The sequence below is a fragment of the Streptomyces sp. NPDC096040 genome (genome assembly GCF_040303265.1).
Taxonomy (GTDB): domain Bacteria; phylum Actinomycetota; class Actinomycetes; order Streptomycetales; family Streptomycetaceae; genus Streptomyces.
Window position 1 is genome coordinate 69,264 of record NZ_JBEOTA010000009.1, and the last position, 18,159, is coordinate 87,422.

An 18,159-nucleotide genomic window follows, 5' to 3' on the forward strand; every position below is an offset into this window, starting at 1 on the left:
GTTTCTAGTGGTGGACATCGCCGAAAACGGTCGTACCTGGCTCCTGTCGGGCCCCGGCAGCAGCTACGCGCTGCACCTCACGGAGGACGACGAGCTGCTCCACCTGCACTGGGGCCCCAAAATCGGGCTCGCCGACGCCGAGGAGCTCAGCACCCGGGCGCTGCCCCGCTACTGGGCCTTCGAGTCCCCGCTGGACGGCCGTGAGGAGTACCCCGTCGAGGGCGGCCCCCGCTTCGTCCGCCCCGCGCTCTCCGTGCGCACCGAGGAACGCCGCGGCACCGAGTGGACCTTCGAGTCGTACGAGACGGACGGTGGCACCGGGGATGCCGCGAACGGTGAGGGACTCCGGCTTCGCTTCCGGGACGACCGGATCGTCATCACCCTGCACTACCGGATGCGCGGCGATGTCGTCGAGCGCTGGGTGACCGTCGACAACGAGGGTGACGCGCGCGTGGAGCTGCTGCGCGCCGACCCCGCCGCCTGGACGCTCCCCGACCGCGAGGGCTGGCGGCTCTCCCAGCTGCACGGCCGCTGGGCCGCCGAGTCCCGCCTCACCAGCGCTCCGCTCACCTACGGCGAGAAGGTCATCGGCAGCCGCCGCGGCCACACCGGCCACCAGCACCTGCCCTGGGTCGCCCTCGACACCGACGCCACCGAGGAGCGTGGCGAGGTCTGGGGCTGTGCCCTCGGCTGGTCCGGCTCCTGGCGGATCGCCGTCGCCCAACTCCCCGACGCGCGGGTGCAGATCACCGGCGGCGCCGGTTACGACGACTCCGGCCTGCTGATGCTGGCGGAGGGCGAGTCGTACACCAGCCCGGTCTTCGCGGGCCTGTGGACCGACGGCGGCTTCGGCGGGGCGAGCCGCGCCTGGCACGCCTACCAGCGGGCGTACATCATCCCGGACGCAGACCGGGACCGGCCGGTGCTGTTCAACTCCTGGGAGGCCACCACCTTCGACATCTCCGAGGAGCAGCAGGCCACCCTCGCCCGGCGGGCCGCCGCGATCGGCGTCGAACTGTTCGTGGTCGACGACGGCTGGTTCGGCGCCCGCACCAGCGACCGCGCGGGCCTCGGCGACTGGACGCCCAACCCCGACCGCTTCCCGAAGGGGCTCAAGCCCCTCGCGGACTATGTGCACGCCCTCGGCATGCAGTTCGGCATCTGGGTCGAACCCGAGATGGTCAACGCGGACAGCGACCTGTACCGCGCGCACCCCGACTGGGTCCAGTACCAGCAGGGACGGAAGCGGACGGAACTACGCAATCAGCTCGTCCTCAACCTCGCCCGCGAGGACGTCCAGGAGTACCTCTGGGGACAGCTGGACACCCTGCTGTCCAGCGCCCCGATCGACTACGTCAAGTGGGACTTCAACCGCTGCTTCACCGACGCGGGCTGGCCCGGCGAGCCGTATCCGCAGCGCCTGTGGGTCGACCACGTCCGCGGGCTGTACGCCCTGCTCGACCGGCTCCGGGCAGCGCACCCGAACGTCGCCATCGAGTCCTGCTCCGGCGGTGGCGGCCGGATCGACCTCGGCATCATGAGCCGCACCGACGAGGTGTGGACCTCCGACAACACCGACCCGCTGGACCGGCTCGCCATCCAGCACGGCTTCAGCCAGATCCATCCCGCCCGGGTGATGTCCGCCTGGGTCACCGACAGCCCGAACCATCAGCTCAACGGCCGGGTCAGCTCGCTGCGTTTCCGCTTCGTCAGCTCCATGGCGGGGGCGCTCGGCGTCGGCGGCGACCTCTCGCAGTGGACCGAGGAAGAGCTCGCCGAGGCCGGCCGCTGGGTGAAGCTCTACAAGGACATCCGGCCCCTGGTGCAGCGCGGCGACCAGTTCCGGCTGCGGCCGCCGACCGGCGGGCTCAGCGCGGTGCAGTACACGCTCGGCGACGAGACCGTGGTCCTCACCTGGCTCCAGGCGCAGAGCTACGGCGAGCCGATGCCGGCACTGCGACTGCAGGAGCTCGACCCGACAGCGTCGTATGAATGCCGCGAAACGGGCGAAGTGCACCGAGGTGCTGTTCTGTTGCATCACGGGCTGCGCACAGAGCTGCATGGCGACCTGGATGCGGCAGTTCTCCGGCTGCGCCGCATCTGAGTCTTCTGTCCGAATTGGCCCCTTCATTGCAACTCGCCCTGGAATAGAGGGACGTGGCGTGACGTGACGTGCGTGAGGAGCGCCATATTCGTGACCGTCCGTCGCGCGTCATGTCCACGTAATTACCGTGCTTTTCAAGGGGATCAGGAAAGCGAGGAAAGCCGGAATACACGGAGGGTGACCGGGAATTCCCGTAACGGATCAAGCGAAACTCGGACAGGCGGAACCGGTGGCTTGTCCGGGTGCGTCTTGCTCGCTTACGTTCGCCACGCATCCGGGCGGAACGCCGAACCCTGCCACCGCCCGGAGTCCCCACACACACTCACCCGTGCACGGCAGGAGCGGGGGACCCACCAGGTATGACCGCCTGTTCCGGTTCCCGGGACGGCTAGGGGTGCAGCCACGTCTTCCCGCGTGTGCCGGGCAGCTCCAGCCCGGACCCGACAGCTCACCTCGCGGGCGCCGGAGGGGAATGCGTCATGCCCGCGAAGGGTAAGCACCGCCGCCCCAAGACCCAGCGTTTCACCCGCTCCATGGCCGTCGCCGGAACCGGTGGCGCCGCGCTGGCTCTGCCGCTCATGGGGGCCACCGGCGCCCACGCGGCCACCGCGCAGTCCGTTTCCGAAAAGGCCACGCAGTCGCTTCCGACCATCGAGAAGACGGCTGTACGGAAGGCCGCCGTTCAGAAGTCCGCCACCGAGAATTCCACACACCACACCTACACGGTGGTGCCCGGCGACTATCTCTCGAAGATCGCCCGCGAGCAGAACGTCGACGGCGGCTGGCACCGGCTCTACGCCGACAACTGGCAGGCCATCGGCGACAACCCCTCGCTGATCCACCCCGGTCTCAAGCTCACCCTCAGCGGCCGTCACACGACGACGACACGGACCCCGAACTCGGACTCCCGATCCGAGACGCGGTCCCACTCGCGGTCGTCCACCCCCTCCTCGTCCTCGTCGTCGTCCTCGAACTCGGCCTTCCCCTCGGGCACGTCGACAACGACGGCCTCCGGCTTCACCCTCCCGGTCACCGGTGCCACGGTCGGCACCGGCTACCACGTGGCCGGCAGCATGTGGTCCAGCGGTTACCACGCCGGTGTCGACTTCGTCGTCCCGACCGGCACCCCGGTCAAGGCCGTCGGCGCGGGCACGGTCGTCACGGCCGGCTGGGGCGGTTCCTACGGCAACCAGGTCGTCATCAGGCTCGCCGACGGCTACTACGCGCAGTACGGCCACCTCTCCGCGCTCTCCGTCTCGGTCGGCCAGACCGTGACCGCGGGCAAGCAGATCGGCCTCTCCGGTGCCACCGGCAACGTGACCGGCCCGCACCTCCACTTCGAGATCCGGACCACCCCCGACTACGGCTCGGACGTCGACCCGGTCGCCTACCTCCGTTCGAAGGGCCTCGCCGTCGGCTGACCAGGCGCCTTCACCGATCTGACACGCACTCCGAAGGCCGGACCCCCGATCCCCGGGTCCGGCCTTCGGCGCGTTGCTTTCTCGTGGCAGGAGTGCTCGGGTCGTCGACAGCGAAGGCGGGGCGGCGGCACAGCGATCCCGCCGGGTCCAAGCGCTTTCCGCTCATGCGCTCGCCCTCACTCGCGCCCCGACGGAAGGAACCCGCCGTATGACGACCACCCGCCGAGGCTTCGGAGCCCTGGCCGCCGGAGCCGCCCTCGCGGGCTTCGTACCCGCTTGGCATGCGAGCGCCGCGCCCCGGCATCGCCCGGCTGATCGCCCACGACGACTTCCGCCACGGCCTCGGCCAGTGGTTCGTGGAACTGGAGCAGGCCGGCACCGTCGCCGCCTCGCACGGGATCCTGGAGGTCGACGTGCCCGCCGGCGCCACCGTCTGGAGGGGCCGTACGTCCTGGAGTACACCGCCACACCGGTGTCGGCGGGCGGCGCCAACGACCGAGTCTCTGACCTCGACAACTTCTGGAACGCCACCGACGTCCGTTCCCCTCACGACCTCTTCGTCCATCCCGCGCGGTGGCGTGCTCGCCGAGTACGACTACCTGAAGACGTACTACGCCGGCTACGGCGCCGACTACAGCACCACGACCGGGCTCCGCCGTTACGTCGGCGAGCCCGGCGTACGGCCGCTGGTCCACGACCACACCGAACCGCTCCTGGTCGCGAACCGGCCCAACCGTGTGCGAATCGTCTCCGACGGCGCGGCTGTGCAATGGTGGAACAACGGCCGACCGGTGTTCCACCACACCGACCTGGAGCCCCTGCACGCGTGGGTACTTCGCCTTCCGTGCCACCTGGAGTCACTTCAGGTTCAGCGACTTCGACGTCTGGCGATCATCACCTCAACGTCGCTGGTCAGGGCCTTATTCCAACCTTGGTGAAGTATTTAGAAGTGTCTTATCTCACCGCTAGTCAACCCCTTATTACGGTCGCGTAGGTCACAGTCGAAGGTGAATCATGGTCCGATGTGGCAGACGATTCGAAGAGTGACAAGGCATCAGTGATCGGGTCGTACGTGGCGGTGGGGGACAGCTTCACCGAGGGTGTCGGCGACCCCGGCCCCGACGGGGCGTTCGTCGGCTGGGCCGACCGGTTCGCGGTACTGCTGTCGGACCGGCGGCCCGAGGGCGACTTCGAGTACACCAACCTCGCGGTACGCGGGAAACTGCTCGACCAGATCGTGGCGGACCAGGTGCCGCAGGCCCTGGAGCTCGCCCCGGACCTGGTCTCCTTCTGCGCGGGCGGCAACGACATCATCCGCCCCGGCACCGACCCCGACGAGGTGGCCGAGCGGTTCGAGCGGGCCGTGGCCCAACTGACCGAAGCCGCCGGCATGGTACTGGTGACCACCGGCTTCGACACCCGTGGCGTGCCCGTCCTCAAGCATCTGCGCGGCAAGATCGCCACCTACAACGGGCATGTCCGGGCCGTCGCCGACCGGTACGGCTGCCCGGTCCTCGACCTGTGGTCCCTGAAGACCGTGCAGGACCGGCGGGCCTGGGACGGCGACCGGCTGCACCTCTCTCCCGAGGGGCACACGCGCGTGGCCCTGCGGGCCGGTCAGGTGCTCGGCGTCGAGGTGCCGGCCGACCCGGACCAGCCGTGGCCGCCGCTGCCGCCTCGCGGCACCCTGGAGGTCCGCCGCGACGACGTGCACTGGGCCCGCGAGTACCTGGTGCCGTGGATCGGGCGGCGGCTGCGCGGTGAGTCGTCGGGTGACCACGCGACGGCCAAGGGAGCGCTCTCCCCGGACGACATCAAGATGCGGATCGCTTCCGTGGCTTGAGGCGGCGAGAGTGTGTAAGGGGCGGCAACCTCGCGGGCCGCCCCTTACTGCTCCTCGGGCAGCCCCAGTTCGCGCGCCAGCGCCTCGTCGACCCACTCCTGCGCCCGGGAGCGGGGCAGGGCACCCGGGTACGAGGTGAGCTGGACCGCGAGCCCGTCGAGCAGGGCGGTCAGCCGCAGCGCCGCGGCCGTGGGGTCGGGGCACCGGAACTCACCGGCGGCCACCCCTTCTGCGATGACCTCGGCGATCGCCGCCTTCCACTGCTGGTCCAGCTCCTTGGTGACCTCCCGCAGGGCGGGTTCGCGCAGCGCCACCGCCCAGCCCTCGATCCACAGCCGCCAGCCCTTGGCCTGCCCGGTCGGCGCGTACCAGCGCACCGCCGCCCGCAGCCGACGCGACGCCGTCGTGCGGCGGCCCAGCAGCTTGCGCAGATGCGCCAGGTCGTCCTCGGCGGCAAAGGCGAAAGCGGCGGCGACCAGCTTCTCCTTCGTCGAGAAGTGGTACAGCACCAGCGCGTTGCTCACCCCGAGGGTCGAGGCGACATCGGCGATCCGCACCGCCGCCACGCCCCGCGCCTCGATCTGCTCGATGGCGGCCCGCAGCAGTTCCTCCCGCCGCTCGGCCACACTCAACCGCACTCTCGCCACGCGGTCACCCTAATCGGTCGTACCCCCGCGCGCGTTGCCGTCTCAGGCCAGCGGCAGTCGCATGAGCGTGAGGTCCAGCCAACGGCCGAACTTGGTGCCCACCTCCCGGACCGTGCCGGCGTGCTCGAAGCCGAACCGCTGGTGCAGCCGGACCGACGCGGTGTTCTCCGCCTCGATGCCCGCGATCACGACGTGGTGGCCGGCCTCGCGCGCCGCGGCGACGAGCGCGCCCAGCAGTGCCGAGCCGATGCCGAGCCCGTGCCGGCCCTCGCGGACGTAGACCGAGTCCTCCACCGTGTACCGGTAGCCGTCCAGCTCCCGCCACGGGCCGTACACCGCGAACCCGGCCACCTCGCCCGCCACTTCGGCCACGAAAGCCGAGCCGCGCGCCAGATGGGCGGCGAGCCAGGCCGCTCCCTCGACGGGAGACTGCGGGGTCTCGGTCCACAACGCCGTCGAGTGCTCGATCGCGTGGTTGCGGATCGCGCGTACGGCCTCCAGGTCGCCGGGTCGGGCCGGACGGACCGTCACCGCCCCGCCTCTCTCGTATATTGGATTCATGTCCAACATAGTAGATCCGCCGATGGACCCCCTCGTGGCGCGGATCGCGGCCCGTGTCCGCATCGAGCGGGAGCGCCGCCGCTGGACCCTGGCCCAACTCGCGGACGTCTCCGGTGTCTCCCCGGCGATGATCAGCCGGATCGAACGCGGCGAGAGCAGCCCCACCGCGGTCGTCCTCGGCAAGCTGTCCGCCGCGTTCCAGCTGAGCGTCGCCTCCCTGCTCGCCCTCGCCGAAGGCGTGCGGGACGGCGTGGCCGACACCGGGGGAGTGCGGCGCGGCGCCGACGCGGCCGAGTGGCGCGACCCCGGCACCGGCTACCGGCGCCGTCAGATCACCGGACCGCGCTTCCCGGCGGAGATCGCCGAGATCCGCCTGCCCGCCGGAGCCCGGGTGCCCTACCCCGCGGCCGCCTTCGCCTTCGTACGACAGCTCGTCTGGGTCCTCGACGGCCGCCTGACCTTCCACGACGGTGGCACGGTCCACGAACTCGACGCCGGCGACACCCTGGAACTCGGGCCGCCCGCCGAGCGTGTCTTCGCCAACACCACCGACGCCGAGTGCCGCTACGCCGTCGTCCTCACCCGCGACGCACAGCCGTGAGCCGACGGTGGTCTGCGGCTCGGGCGCCGCTGAGCGCCCGTCCTCTCACCGGTACCAGCCGAACCGTTCCGCGATCACCGGCAGCCGGTCGCTCACCAGGGCGTGGGCCGCGGCACGCGGGGTCGTGCCGTCGGACTCGGCCCGATCCAGCATCAGCTCCACCAGGGCCCGCATCGAGCGGCGGGTGTGGGCGAACGCCTCGTCCGCGTCCGGCCCGATGTCGCCGAAAAGGGTCCACCACCACCAGGCGTTGGTACCCGAGTTGACCACCACGTCCGGCAGCACGGTCACCCCGCGCTCCGCGAGCCGCTCCTCCGCCTCGGGCAGCACGGGCATGTTTCCCGCCTCCACGATCCAGCGGGCGGTGACGAGGTGCTCGTTGGCCGCGTCCACGACGTACGACACCGCCGCCGGCACCAGCACCTCCGCATCGGCGGACAGCCAGGCTTCGCCCGGCAGTTCGAGATCCCCGGGGCGCAGCACCGCGCGGTCGACGGTGCCGTACGCGTCCCGCGCGCGCAGCAGCGCTTCGACGTCCAGGCCCGCCGGGTTGGCGATCGTGCCCTTGACATCGGCGACGGCCACCACCGTGAGTCCCGCGCGGGCGAGGAAACGCGCCGTGGCCCCGCCCATCGTGCCAAGCCCCTGCACCGCGACCCGCGTCCCCGCGTACGGCACCCCGGCCCGGTCCAGGGCCGTCAGTGCCGACTCGGCGACTCCGCAGCCGCCGACCAGCTCGTCGAGACCGATCCCGTCCACCTCGATGGCGAAGGCGTCCGCCAGCCGCCGCCGGGCCGCGGCCTCGTCGTCCAGCAGTGGATACACGGCCTGGACCGAGGAGACCAGCCCCGCCTCGACGGCCGCCCGGTCCACCAGATCCTGGGTGAGCCCGAGGTCCTCGCCGGTGGTCCAGAAGCTCTCGACATACGGCCGCATTGCGCGCAGATAGCGGACCAGCAGGGCGTACGACCCCGGGTCCTGCGGATCGCAGTCGATGCCGCCCTTGGCCCCGCCCAGGGGGATGTAGCGGCCCTCGGGGTTGTAGTGCAGGGCCTCCTTCATCGTCATGCCGCGGGCCAGCCCGGTGACCTCCTCCAGGGTGCAGCCCGGCCGCATCCGCAGACCGCCGCTGGCCACCCCCCGAACCAGCCGGTCGACGACCAGGAAACCCTGCCGGCCGGTGATGTGGTCGGTCCAGACGAGAGACATCAGGGGAGCGGCCATAGTGGCTCCTGAGGGGTTGGTGAAGGAGGGTGCTACTGAACAGTGGGTCAGTATTCGGAGGTGGGCGACAGGGTGTCAACGCCGACCACCGGAGGGGCCGACCATAATGGAGCATCCCGGCGACACCACTGGAGGTACCGTGACCCGTTTGCGTTCCCTGAGCTCCGGGCTCCGCGTGCTGCGGCCCGCTGCCTTCGGCGTGGACCCCGGCGGCGAGCGCATGGCCCGCATTCAGGGCTCACCGCACTTCAAGGACGGTGTCTTCCAGAACCCCGGCGGTACCGCCCGCACCCGCCCCTCGGGCTCGATGCTGGACTTCGCGAAGATCTACTTCGAGAAGGAGCAGCGCGTCCGCCGAGCTCCCCGGGGCGCCGTCCCGGTGCACGCCACCACCGTTGCCGACCTCGCCCGGCCCGCCGCCAGTGGGCTGCGGCTGACCTGGATGGGCCACTCCAGCGTGCTCGCGGAGATCGACGGACACCGCGTCCTCTTCGACCCCGTCTGGGGCGAGCGCTGCTCCCCGTTCCCGTTCGCCGGGCCCAAGCGGCTGCACCCGGTGCCGCTGCCGTTGGGCGCGCTCGGCCGGGTCGACGTGGTGGTCATCTCGCACGACCACTACGACCACCTCGACCTGCCCACCATCAAGGCGCTGGCCGGCACGGACACCCTCTTCGCCGTGCCGCTCGGCGTCGGCGCCCACCTCGAACACTGGGGCGTCCCCGCCGACCGGCTGCGCGAGCTGGACTGGCACGAGGAGACCAGGGTCGGCGGCCTCACCCTGACGGCCAATCCCGCCCGCCACTTCTGCGGCCGTGGTCTGCGCAACACCCAGCACACCCTGTGGGCGTCCTGGACCGTCGCGGGCGAGCAGCACCGGATCTACCACAGCGGTGACACCGGTTACTTCGAGGGCTTCAAGGACATCGGCGCCGACCACGGGCCCTTCGACGCGACGATGATCCAGATCGGTGCGTACAGCGAGTTCTGGCCGGACATACACATGACGCCCGAGGAGGGCATGCGGGCCCACCTCGACCTGCAGGGCGGTGCCCCGCACGGGGTGCTGCTGCCGATCCACTGGGGCACCTTCAACCTCGCCCCGCACGCCTGGGCCGAGCCGGGGGAGTGGACGAAGGACGCCGGGGACGGAGCGGGCCAGGCGGTGGCGCTGCCGCGCCCCGGTGAGCCCTTCGAGCCGTCCGGGAAGCTGCCCGCCGACCCGTGGTGGCGCGAGGTGTCGGCGCCGATCGCCCGGCCGTGGCGCCTTGCCGTCCAGCCGCGGAGTGAGGCCGGGCAGGAGAACCTCGGCCTGGTCGGCGAAGCGGTGACGCCGGACGCGGACGACCTGGTGAAGTGAGGGCTCCGCCGTTGTCGCGGTGACGTGTAAGTGCCGTGCGTGCCCCTGCGCAACCCGGGCAGTGGCACGCGCATTGACCATGTCCGCCTGCCAACTCCCGTGTCCTTATCGGAATTTGAACCCGGCCCGGCGCTTCTGCACCGAGGCCGTACGCTCACTGCTGGAGGAGGCCGCGCCGGAACTCCGCGCTCGGCGGCCCGTATCGGCCCGGGTTTCGGTGTCACGCCGTCGGACCGGGTCGCCATCCCCACCCAGCTCCTCGCCGAAGTCACCGCCGGTGCCATCTTCCACGACGGCTTCCGTACGCTCTCCCCGGCCCGGGCCGCCCGCCTGGTCCGCGAACTCATGCGGCTTGCCTGCTGATGGACCGGCGCCACCCGCCGTACGGCAAGTGGCTCGGCAGTGCGCTCGCCCAGGCCCCCGGGGCCGCTCGGCTCGCCCCCGCTCTCGCCGCCAGGCACTGGCATGCGCGCGAGCGGCGGCCGTTCCGCGTGTACGAGATCGTCGCCCATCCGCACAACGAACTCCAGCTCACCGCCCGCGTCGACCCGGCCCCGCCCCTCCCATTCCCGGCCCTGACGGGTGCTGCGCGCCGACCGCTTCGCGCGTGCCCTCGCCGCCCGCACCAAAGGATCCCGGCATGTCGCTGTCCGGGCCCTGCAGCAGGCCGCTCATCCAGTGCGAGCCGAGGGGGGAGGGTCACCGTGAGTGATGTTCTGCGGGGCGGTGACAGGGGTGCGGCAGGTCGCGCGGTCGTCCTGCCGGGGCGGTCGAGGGTGTGCGGACCGATGGTGGAGGAGAGGCGCCGTGTGTCGGTCGTCCGGGCGCCCAACTTCTCCTTACGACCGTTTTTGAGCAGGTCGGATCGGTTGGTGGCCGGTCGGAAGTGAGGCGCCCACGGGGATATCGGTCCTTCGTGCGACAGCTCATACCAGGGCGGGACCATCTCCGGGTGACTTTGTCAACTGCCCACCGCACATGATGCGTTGGCGACTACTGTGAGTGTCCGTCGGGCGTCACGGGGCCGAATTCTTTTGCGGTCCCCTCGGCCGGCACCGCGATGGCGCATACCCGACTCGCGCGAGACGCGCGAGCATTCCAGGCCCGACGGACCAGTACGAGGACGCAGATGTCTCACCTCCGTGCACCGGCCGCCCGTGCCGACCGCCGTGAGGGCGGCCGGCACGGACGTCCGGTCGCCCGACCCGTTCCCGCGCTGCCCGAGACCCACATAAGGCCTCAGCTCATGCGCCTCGCCGTGCTGCCGCCGATCGCGGTGGCGCTCAGCGGCTACGCGGCCGTCCTGTTCACCGTCCGCTCCACCGGAGCCCGGCCCAGCCTCACCCTGCTGGCCGTACTCGCCGGAGCGGTCTCGGTGACGGTCGCGGCCATCGTGATCGCTGCCGTGGCCGCGGGCCGCGCCGCCCGCTCGGTCAGCGACCGCGTCGGCATCCTGCGCCGCAACACCGCCCGCGGCGAGGCCGAACTGCTGGCCCTCGTCGACGCGCTGCGCCGCGGCCAGACCCCGCCCCCGCGCAAGTCGCGCGGTGGACCGCCCGAGGACGCCGACGACTTCGAACTGCTCGCCGCCGACCTGTCCCGCGCGCACGACGGCGCCGTCACCGCCGTCGTGCAGGCGGCCCAGCTCTCCAGCCAGGCCGGCAGCGAACAGAAGCTGGAGGTCTTCGTCAACCTGGCGCGGCGGCTTCAGTCCCTCGTGCACCGAGAAATCTCGATTCTCGACGAACTGGAGAACGAGATCGAGGACCCGGACCTCCTCAAGGGTCTCTTCCACGTCGACCACCTGGCCACCCGCATCCGACGGCACGCCGAGAACCTCGCTGTGCTCGGCGGCGCCGTGTCCCGCCGGCAGTGGAGCAACCCCGTCTCCATGACCGAGGTGCTGCGCTCCGCCATCGCCGAGGTCGAGCAATACTCCCGGGTCAAACTCGTCCCGCCGATCGACGGCGAACTGCGCGGGCACGCCGTCGCCGACGTCATCCACCTCCTCGCCGAACTCGTCGAGAACGCCACGGTGTTCTCCGCCCCGCACACCCAGGTGCTGCTCCGCGCCAACCTCGTCACCTCCGGCCTCGCGGTCGAGGTCGAGGACCGCGGACTCGGCATGCCGGTCGGCGAACAGTCCAAGATGAACGCCCTGCTCGCCGACCCCGACCAGGTCAACGTCGCCAGCCTGCTGGCCGACGGCCGCATCGGCCTCTTCGTCGTCTCCCAGCTCGCCCGCCGCCACGGCATCAACGTCCGCCTCCAGAACAACATCTACGGCGGCGTCCAGGCCGTCCTCGTCGTCCCGCAAGGCCTGCTGGGTACGGCACCGGGCGTACCCGGTGCCGTACCGCAGCCGCGCGACGCCGGCGCCGGGGGCGGCGCACCGGGGGCACCGGGTGGTGCGCCGGGAGCCGGGGCCGCGCGCCCGTCCCGCATCACCGGGACACTGGAGGACATCCGCGGCGCCGCCGCCGGAACCGAAGCGGGAGCCGGGGACCGGGCGGCCGCCCCGAGCGGTTCGCCGGCGGACCGACGGCCCGCGCCGCAGCAGGGACCGGCCGCGGCCGCCGCCGGTGGGCGGCGCAGGCACGCACAGCACGGGAGCGCACCCGCGCCGCTGCCGGTACGCGGCGCCCAGGAGACCCGGCCCAACCCCGCCGAGGCGTTGCCCGGCATCCGACCCGAGGACCGGCCCTCGGTCGCCGAGCACGCCGGCGCCCCGCCCGTCCCGCGTGTCGGCGCCGTGCGCGGCACCATGGGCAAACCCCAACTGCCGCGCCGACGCGCCCAGGAGCACATCGTCCCCCAGCTCCGCGGCGGCCCGGCACCTCGCCAGGACAACGAGGTGCCGGCCGGACACGACCCCGGTCTGATGGCCGCCTTCCAGCGTGGCATCGGCCTCGCCGAGGCCCAGCAGCATCTGGAGGCCACTCAGACGGAGCTGACAGCCACCGAGTCGACGGGCGGGACACATGGAGAACCCTTCTATACCGGGCTGACCAGTGTGGACCTCGCAGACATGGGCGTCGACGACGGATCCGGGTCCGGGTCCGGCGAGGGGTCCGGGAACGTGGCGAGCAGCGCATCCCACGCCACACATGCGGACGCCGCGCACATGGAGTCCAGGCACATGGCTCCGGACCACACAGCCCCGGACCAATCGGCCCTGGACCGAAGGGCGTCGGATCCCATGGGATCGGAACCCATGGCGTCGAGCCCCATGTCGCCCTCGGACCACATGGGCGCGGCCCACACGGCCTCGGACCACATGGGCGCGGCACACATGGCCCCGGACCACATGGACGCTGCACACACGGCCTCGGCGCACACGAGCCGGGCGCACGGGGACCCGGCCGACCCCCAGTCCGCGTCACGGCCCCCGTCGCACTCCCCGGCCCTGCGCCCCGTGCGCACCTCCGAATTCACCACCCGGCCCGACGGGAGCGCACCGGCCGGATGACCAGCACCGTTTTCCCCCCACCCCCACTGCTCCCGTAGACCTTCGTACCCCAAGGAGTCGATCCACCATGGCGAGCGATGCGCCGACCGCCCAGGTATCCGACCTCGACTGGCTGATGAGCGGCCTCGTCCAGCGCGTACCCCACACCACCAGCGCGGTGCTCCTGTCCTGCGACGGACTGGTGAAGTCCGTCCACGGCCTCGACCCGGACAGTGCCGACCACATGGCGGCGCTCGCCTCCGGTCTGTACTCGCTCGGCCGCAGCGCGGGCGTCCGCTTCGGCGACGGCGGGGACGTCCGCCAGGTCGTCGTCGAACTCGACTCGACGCTGCTGTTCGTCACCACCGCCGGCTCCGGCACCTGCCTCGCCGTGCTGGCCGGCCGCGAGGCCGACGCCGCCGTCCTCGGCTACGAGATGGCGATGCTGGTCAAGAGCGTCCGCCCGTACCTCGTCACCGCGCCCCGGCAGCACGCCGTCGAACCCACGGCGATGAGGCCTTGAGGGTGGCGGCAGCCGGCGACGGGCCATGGCTGGACGATGCGGCCGGACGCCTGGTGCGCCCGTTCACGATCAGCAACGGCCGCACCGAGCCGAGCATCGCCTTCGACCTGATGTCGCAGGTGATGGCCACCGGGGCCACCCCCCTCGGCTACCTCGGTCCCGAGCACGCGCAGGCGCTCGACCTGTGTCGAGCACCCGTCTCGGTCGCCGAGATCGCCGCGCACCTCAAGCTGCCCGCCGTGGTCACCAAGGTGCTGCTCTCCGACCTCGTCGACTGCGGGGCGCTCACCGCCAAGCCCCCCGTGTTCCACCACAACCCCACTGACCGGTCTCTTCTGGAGGCAGTGCTCGATGGACTACGACGACAGCTGTGACCCCTTCCCCACCGCGCTGAAAATCCTGGTGGCCGGTGGGTTCGGGGCCGGCAAGACCACCTTCGTGGGCGCGGTCAGCGAGATCGCGCCGCTGTCCACGGAGGAACTCCTCACCACGGTGAGCGCCGCGACCGACAACCTCGACGGTGTCGAGAACAAGGTCGAGACGACCGTGGCCATGGACTTCGGCCGCATCACCCTGGACCCCGAACATGTGCTCTACCTGTTCGGTACGCCCGGGCAGGAGCGGTTCTGGTTCATGTGGGACGAGCTGTCCGAGGGCGCGCTCGGCGCGGTCATCCTCGCCGACACCCGCCGTCTGGAGGACTGCTTCGCGGCCGTCGACTTCTTCGAGGAGCGGGGTCTGGGTTTCATCCTCGCCATCAACGAGTTCGACGGCTCCTACCGCTACGACCCCGAGGAGGTGCGCGCCGCCATCGACCTCGACCCCGAGGTCCCGGTCGTCCGCTGCGACGCCCGTATCTCCAGCTCCGGTGTCCAGACCCTGCTCACCCTCGTCCGCCATCTCATCGCCCACGCTCCGGTCTCCGCGCCGAGCCACGGCGCCCACATGTGACCCCCATACACCCCTCACGGAGCCCATATATGACCCACGTCCACAGCGACGGAGCCCACCCATGAGGTACGACCCGTCGCGCCCGGCCGGTCGTCTGTTGCTCACACCGGAGGACAAGGAGGTGCCCGTACGCACCCGGCGCCTCGGCCAACTGGGACTCGGCGAACATCCCGACCCCGAGCTCGACGCCTACGCGGACCGGCTCGCAGAGGTCGCCGGGACGCCGTACGCCATGGTCAACTTCATCGGTGAGAACCGGCAGTTCTTCGCGGGCCTGCACCTGCCGGCCGTGCCGCCGCCGGTGGTGAAGCCCGACGGCAGCACGCCGGTGCTGGGCCGTGAGCTGGCCCGCGACCATGGTTTCTGCCCCCATGTGGTGGTCCGGCGCAAGGCGTTGGTTCTGGAGGACGTCGGCGACTACCCGCGGTTCGCGGGCAACCCGGTCGTCGACGAGTTCGGCATCCGTTCCTATCTGGGCGCCCCGCTCATCGACAGCACGGGGACGGTGCTCGGTACGGTGTGTGTGGTCGACGTGGAGCCGCGGCCGTGGGGTCGGCCCGGTCTGGAGACCATCAAGTCGTCGGCGGCGGAGCTGGTGGCCCGCATCGAGCGACGCGGGGCGGACGGGCTCCCGCTGCTGTGACCACGGGAACGGATCCGTCACTAGGCGACCGGTCTAGTACCTTCCTACGCTGACGGCATGGGCCGCACCAGTGACGCCAGGCGCAAGATCCTCGACGCCGCCCGCTCGTTGATCGAGAGGTGCGGCTACTCGGCGCTCGGGGTGGCCGAGATCTGCAAGGCGGCCGGGGTGCCGAAGGGCAGTTTCTACTACTTCTTCGAGTCCAAGGAGGCCCTCGCGCTCGCGGTCGTCGACGAGCACTGGGCAGCCCAGAAGCGCGAGTGGACGCATGCCCTGACCGGTGAGGGGGAGCCGCTCCGGCGGTTGCGGCGGCTGTTCGAGGAGACGGAGGCCGGCCAGCGCGCCGTGCAGCAGGGCTGCGGCACGGTGGCGGGCTGTCTGTTCGGGAACCTCACCCTGGAGCTGAGCAACCAGACCGAGGCGGTCCGTGGGCGGCTCCAGGAGATCTTCGACGCACAGGTCGGCATGGTGGAGTCCGTCATCGCCGAGGCCCGCGACCGCGTGAGGTCGGCGTGGCCGACACCCGGGAGGCGGCGCGGGCGGTGGTGGCCCAGCTGGAGGGCCAGGTGATGTTCGCCAAGCTGTACAACGACACCCAGCTGCTGGGCCCGCTGTGGCAGAACTGCCGGGCCCTGCTCGGCGCGGCAGCGGCATGACAGTGGCGTGACAGGCAGGGCCCAGGGATGTGTGGCCTCCGCCCGCTGTCGCAGTCGTACCGGCACTGTGTGGTCCCCGCCCACGTGGTGCGGGAAGCCGATCCGCAGCACGGCGGCGGCCGCGGCGAGGACCACCAGGGCGGCCAGGAGCAGGGCCTGGTGGTAGCCGTGACGCAGCAGCGGGGCGACGACCAGGGGGCCGAGAACCTGGCCGACGGAGTATCCGGTGGTCAGCAGGGCGACGGAGCGTGGGAAGCGCAGATGTGCACAGGGCCGCCCGCGCGTGCATCAGCGGCAGGATCGGGGTGTACACGAAACGGCCGACGCCATGCCCGCGGCGAGCGCGGCGCCGGCCCTGGCGACATGGGTCCAGGGAGACGCGGTGGTCATCGCGTGCCGTCGACGCGGCCGGGGTCGTTGGGGTGGGACTCCAGCGGGGTGACGGTGACCGTCATCCACGGGCGCAGCGGCAGGGTGCCGAGCACCTTCTCGTGGAGTTCCTCCTCGTCGGTGGCGCGCCAGACGCCGATGCTGCGCAGTTCGCCGACGGGGCGCCACAGTCGGGCCAGATGGCCGGTAGCGGCCAGTTCCCTCGCGCGGACCGCCTCCGCGGCCCGCCGCCGGTCGACCTCCTCCTGGCCCGTGCCCTCGGGGACGGTAGTGGTGATCTGGACGAGGAACTCTCGCATGATGTGCTCCCTCCGGTGCCCGTGAGTTCATCATGCGCTTGTCACCAGCATCGATGCCACGACCGGTTCCCTCGCTGCTGAGAGGCGCGGCCTACCAGCGCGCGTTCGCAGAAAATCGGCGGTGCCGCATCGACGCCGGTGAGCGGGGCCACGCGGTGGGGTCAGCCCCGGCCGAAGGCTGGGGGACGTCGGCGAGTGACGACAACGCCGCTGGGGTCCCCCTCTGGGGGAGTGCGTGCCGGACCCCGCGTCTGCGGCATGACCCGCCGGACAGGCCCTGGCGCTGCCGCCGGGCGTCGTACGGGCGTGAAGCGGAGCTGTGGCGGCGGTTAAGAAATCCTCGATGGACCCGAGGCGCCCGAGTACGGCAGATTTCTGTGCGATTCCACCCCCCTCCCCGGCTGCGGGCCGCTTCGGCGTGCCCGCGTCCGGGACCTCACGCACAGGAGCCGTAGCGTTGAAGGCGCTGGTCAAGGAGAAAGCCGAGCCGGGGCTGTGGCTCGCCGACGTGCCGGAGCCCGCGGTCGGACCCGGTGACGTACTGATCAAGGTGCTGCGGACCGGTATCTGCGGCACCGACCTGCACATCCGGGCCTGGGACGGCTGGGCCCAGCAGACGATCACCACCCCCCTGGTGGTCGGACACGAGTTCGTCGGCGAGGTCGTCGGGACCGGCCGCGATGTCGCGGACATCAAGGTCGGTGACCGCGTCAGCGGCGAGGGCCACCTGGTCTGCGGCAAGTGCCGCAACTGCCTGGCCGGGCGGCGCCATCTGTGCCGGGCCACGGTCGGCCTCGGCGTCGGCCGCGACGGCGCGTTCGCCGAGTACGTCGCGCTGCCCGCCGGCAACGTCTGGGTGCACAGGGTCCCCGTCGACCTCGACGTCGCCGCGATCTTCGACCCGTTCGGCAACGCCGTGCACACCGCGCTCTCCTTCCCGCTCGTCGGCGAGGACGTCCTGATCACCGGCGCCGGCCCGATCGGCCTGATGGCCGCCGCGGTGGCCCGGCACGCCGGCGCCCGCAACGTCGTGATCACCGATGTCAGCGAGGAGCGCCTCGACCTCGCCCGCAAGATCGGCGTGAGCCTCGCCCTGAACGTGTCGCAGTCCCGGATCGCCGACGGACAGCGGGAGTTGGGGCTGCGTGAGGGCTTCGACATCGGTCTGGAGATGTCCGGGCGGCCCGAAGCGCTCCAGGACATGATCGCGAACATGACGCACGGCGGCCGTATCGCCATGCTGGGCCTGCCCGCCCAGGAGTTCCCCGTCGACTGGGCCCGGATCGTCACCTCGATGATCACGATCAAGGGCATCTACGGCCGTGAGATGTTCGAGACCTGGTACGCGATGTCGGTCCTCCTGGAGGGAGGACTCGACCTCGCCCCCGTGATCACCGGCCGCTACGGATACCGGGACTTCGAGGCGGCCTTCGCCGACGCCGCGAGCGGCCGCGGCGGCAAGGTCATCCTCGACTGGACCCTCTGACGACA

16 protein-coding genes, 3 pseudogenes and 1 riboswitch are annotated in these 18,159 nt (G+C 71.3%); of the genes and pseudogenes, 14 read left to right on the forward strand and 5 right to left on the reverse strand.

Features of this window, described 5'->3' with window-relative positions:
* The first annotated feature begins 7 nt into the window (after positions 1 to 7).
* The 4 genes and pseudogenes from ABTY98_RS13915 (at position 8) to ABTY98_RS13930 (ending at position 5,368) form a co-directional block, all read left to right on the forward strand.
* Complete coding sequence (locus ABTY98_RS13915) at positions 8 to 2,104, forward strand: alpha-galactosidase (protein WP_352221321.1); 2,097 nt, start codon at positions 8 to 10, stop codon at positions 2,102 to 2,104.
* Between the two features lie 313 nt (positions 2,105 to 2,417).
* Positions 2,418 to 2,581: riboswitch (cyclic di-AMP (ydaO/yuaA leader) on the forward strand.
* A 2-nt stretch (positions 2,582 to 2,583) separates the two neighbouring features.
* The gene (locus ABTY98_RS13920) at positions 2,584 to 3,525 is read left to right on the forward strand and encodes a M23 family metallopeptidase (RefSeq protein WP_352221122.1); all 942 of its coding nucleotides are present in this window, start codon (positions 2,584 to 2,586) and stop codon (positions 3,523 to 3,525) included.
* A 208-nt stretch (positions 3,526 to 3,733) separates the two neighbouring features.
* Positions 3,734 to 4,494 (forward strand): annotated as a pseudogene (locus ABTY98_RS13925) (DUF6250 domain-containing protein).
* Between the two features lie 88 nt (positions 4,495 to 4,582).
* Complete coding sequence (locus ABTY98_RS13930; RefSeq protein WP_352221322.1) at positions 4,583 to 5,368, forward strand: SGNH/GDSL hydrolase family protein; 786 nt, start codon at positions 4,583 to 4,585, stop codon at positions 5,366 to 5,368.
* A 44-nt stretch (positions 5,369 to 5,412) separates the two neighbouring features.
* On the opposite strand, the gene ABTY98_RS13935 is transcribed toward ABTY98_RS13930, so the two are convergent.
* Together ABTY98_RS13935 and ABTY98_RS13940 are read right to left on the reverse strand one after the other, a co-directional pair.
* Positions 5,413 to 6,015: a TetR/AcrR family transcriptional regulator gene (locus ABTY98_RS13935; protein WP_352221123.1), complete on the reverse strand. Its 603-nt coding sequence runs from the start codon at positions 6,013 to 6,015 to the stop codon at positions 5,413 to 5,415.
* 42 nt (positions 6,016 to 6,057) lie between these two features.
* Complete coding sequence (locus ABTY98_RS13940) at positions 6,058 to 6,576, reverse strand: GNAT family N-acetyltransferase (protein WP_352221124.1); 519 nt, start codon at positions 6,574 to 6,576, stop codon at positions 6,058 to 6,060.
* Here ABTY98_RS13940 and ABTY98_RS13945 point away from each other — a divergent pair.
* Positions 6,575 to 7,177: a helix-turn-helix domain-containing protein gene (locus ABTY98_RS13945; protein WP_352221125.1), complete on the forward strand. Its 603-nt coding sequence runs from the start codon at positions 6,575 to 6,577 to the stop codon at positions 7,175 to 7,177. The two genes, ABTY98_RS13940 and ABTY98_RS13945, sit on opposite strands and share 2 nt — an antisense overlap.
* Positions 7,178 to 7,222: 45 nt before the next feature.
* On the opposite strand, the gene ABTY98_RS13950 is transcribed toward ABTY98_RS13945, so the two are convergent.
* Positions 7,223 to 8,401, reverse strand: coding sequence for a glutamate dehydrogenase (locus tag ABTY98_RS13950; RefSeq protein ID WP_352221126.1), 1,179 nt, complete (start codon positions 8,399 to 8,401; stop codon positions 7,223 to 7,225).
* A 139-nt stretch (positions 8,402 to 8,540) separates the two neighbouring features.
* On the opposite strand from ABTY98_RS13950, the gene ABTY98_RS13955 reads away from it, so the two are divergent.
* From ABTY98_RS13955 to ABTY98_RS13990, 8 genes and pseudogenes are all read left to right on the forward strand, one after another.
* Positions 8,541 to 9,758 carry an MBL fold metallo-hydrolase gene (locus ABTY98_RS13955; RefSeq protein WP_352221127.1) on the forward strand — a complete coding sequence of 406 codons (1,218 nt, stop codon included), beginning with the start codon at positions 8,541 to 8,543 and terminating at the stop codon, positions 9,756 to 9,758.
* Positions 9,759 to 9,857: 99 nt separating this feature from the next.
* Entirely contained in the window at positions 9,858 to 10,121 is a 264-nt protein-coding gene (locus ABTY98_RS13960) for a hypothetical protein (protein ID WP_352221128.1), read from the forward strand.
* Between the two features lie 766 nt (positions 10,122 to 10,887).
* On the forward strand, positions 10,888 to 13,227 hold the full coding sequence (locus ABTY98_RS13965; protein WP_352221129.1) for an ATP-binding protein: 2,340 nt from the start codon (positions 10,888 to 10,890) through the stop codon (positions 13,225 to 13,227).
* 67 nt (positions 13,228 to 13,294) lie between these two features.
* The gene (locus tag ABTY98_RS13970) at positions 13,295 to 13,729 is read left to right on the forward strand and encodes a roadblock/LC7 domain-containing protein (protein ID WP_046728213.1); all 435 of its coding nucleotides are present in this window, start codon (positions 13,295 to 13,297) and stop codon (positions 13,727 to 13,729) included.
* 2 nt (positions 13,730 to 13,731) lie between these two features.
* Entirely contained in the window at positions 13,732 to 14,103 is a 372-nt protein-coding gene (locus ABTY98_RS13975; protein ID WP_352221130.1) for a DUF742 domain-containing protein, read from the forward strand.
* Positions 14,081 to 14,680, forward strand: a complete 600-nt coding sequence (locus ABTY98_RS13980) for a GTP-binding protein (protein WP_352221131.1) — start codon at positions 14,081 to 14,083, stop codon at positions 14,678 to 14,680. The genes ABTY98_RS13975 and ABTY98_RS13980 overlap by 23 nt, the downstream gene beginning before the upstream one ends.
* Positions 14,681 to 14,741: 61 nt before the next feature.
* On the forward strand, positions 14,742 to 15,323 hold the full coding sequence (locus tag ABTY98_RS13985; protein WP_352221132.1) for a GAF domain-containing protein: 582 nt from the start codon (positions 14,742 to 14,744) through the stop codon (positions 15,321 to 15,323).
* Between the two features lie 57 nt (positions 15,324 to 15,380).
* Positions 15,381 to 15,979 (forward strand): annotated as a pseudogene (locus ABTY98_RS13990) (TetR/AcrR family transcriptional regulator).
* Between the two features lie 78 nt (positions 15,980 to 16,057).
* On the opposite strand, the pseudogene ABTY98_RS13995 reads toward ABTY98_RS13990, so the two are convergent.
* Together ABTY98_RS13995 and ABTY98_RS14000 are read right to left on the reverse strand one after the other, a co-directional pair.
* Positions 16,058 to 16,246 (reverse strand): annotated as a pseudogene (locus ABTY98_RS13995) (MFS transporter); the annotation flags it as partial.
* 119 nt (positions 16,247 to 16,365) lie between these two features.
* Positions 16,366 to 16,668: a muconolactone Delta-isomerase family protein gene (locus tag ABTY98_RS14000; protein ID WP_352221133.1), complete on the reverse strand. Its 303-nt coding sequence runs from the start codon at positions 16,666 to 16,668 to the stop codon at positions 16,366 to 16,368.
* A gap of 457 nt (positions 16,669 to 17,125) precedes the next feature.
* Between ABTY98_RS14000 and tdh the strand changes: the two genes are divergently transcribed.
* Positions 17,126 to 18,154 (forward strand): L-threonine 3-dehydrogenase, encoded by a 1,029-nt coding sequence (gene tdh, locus ABTY98_RS14005; protein WP_352221135.1) that lies wholly within the window; start codon positions 17,126 to 17,128, stop codon positions 18,152 to 18,154.
* Positions 18,155 to 18,159 lie beyond the last annotated feature (5 nt).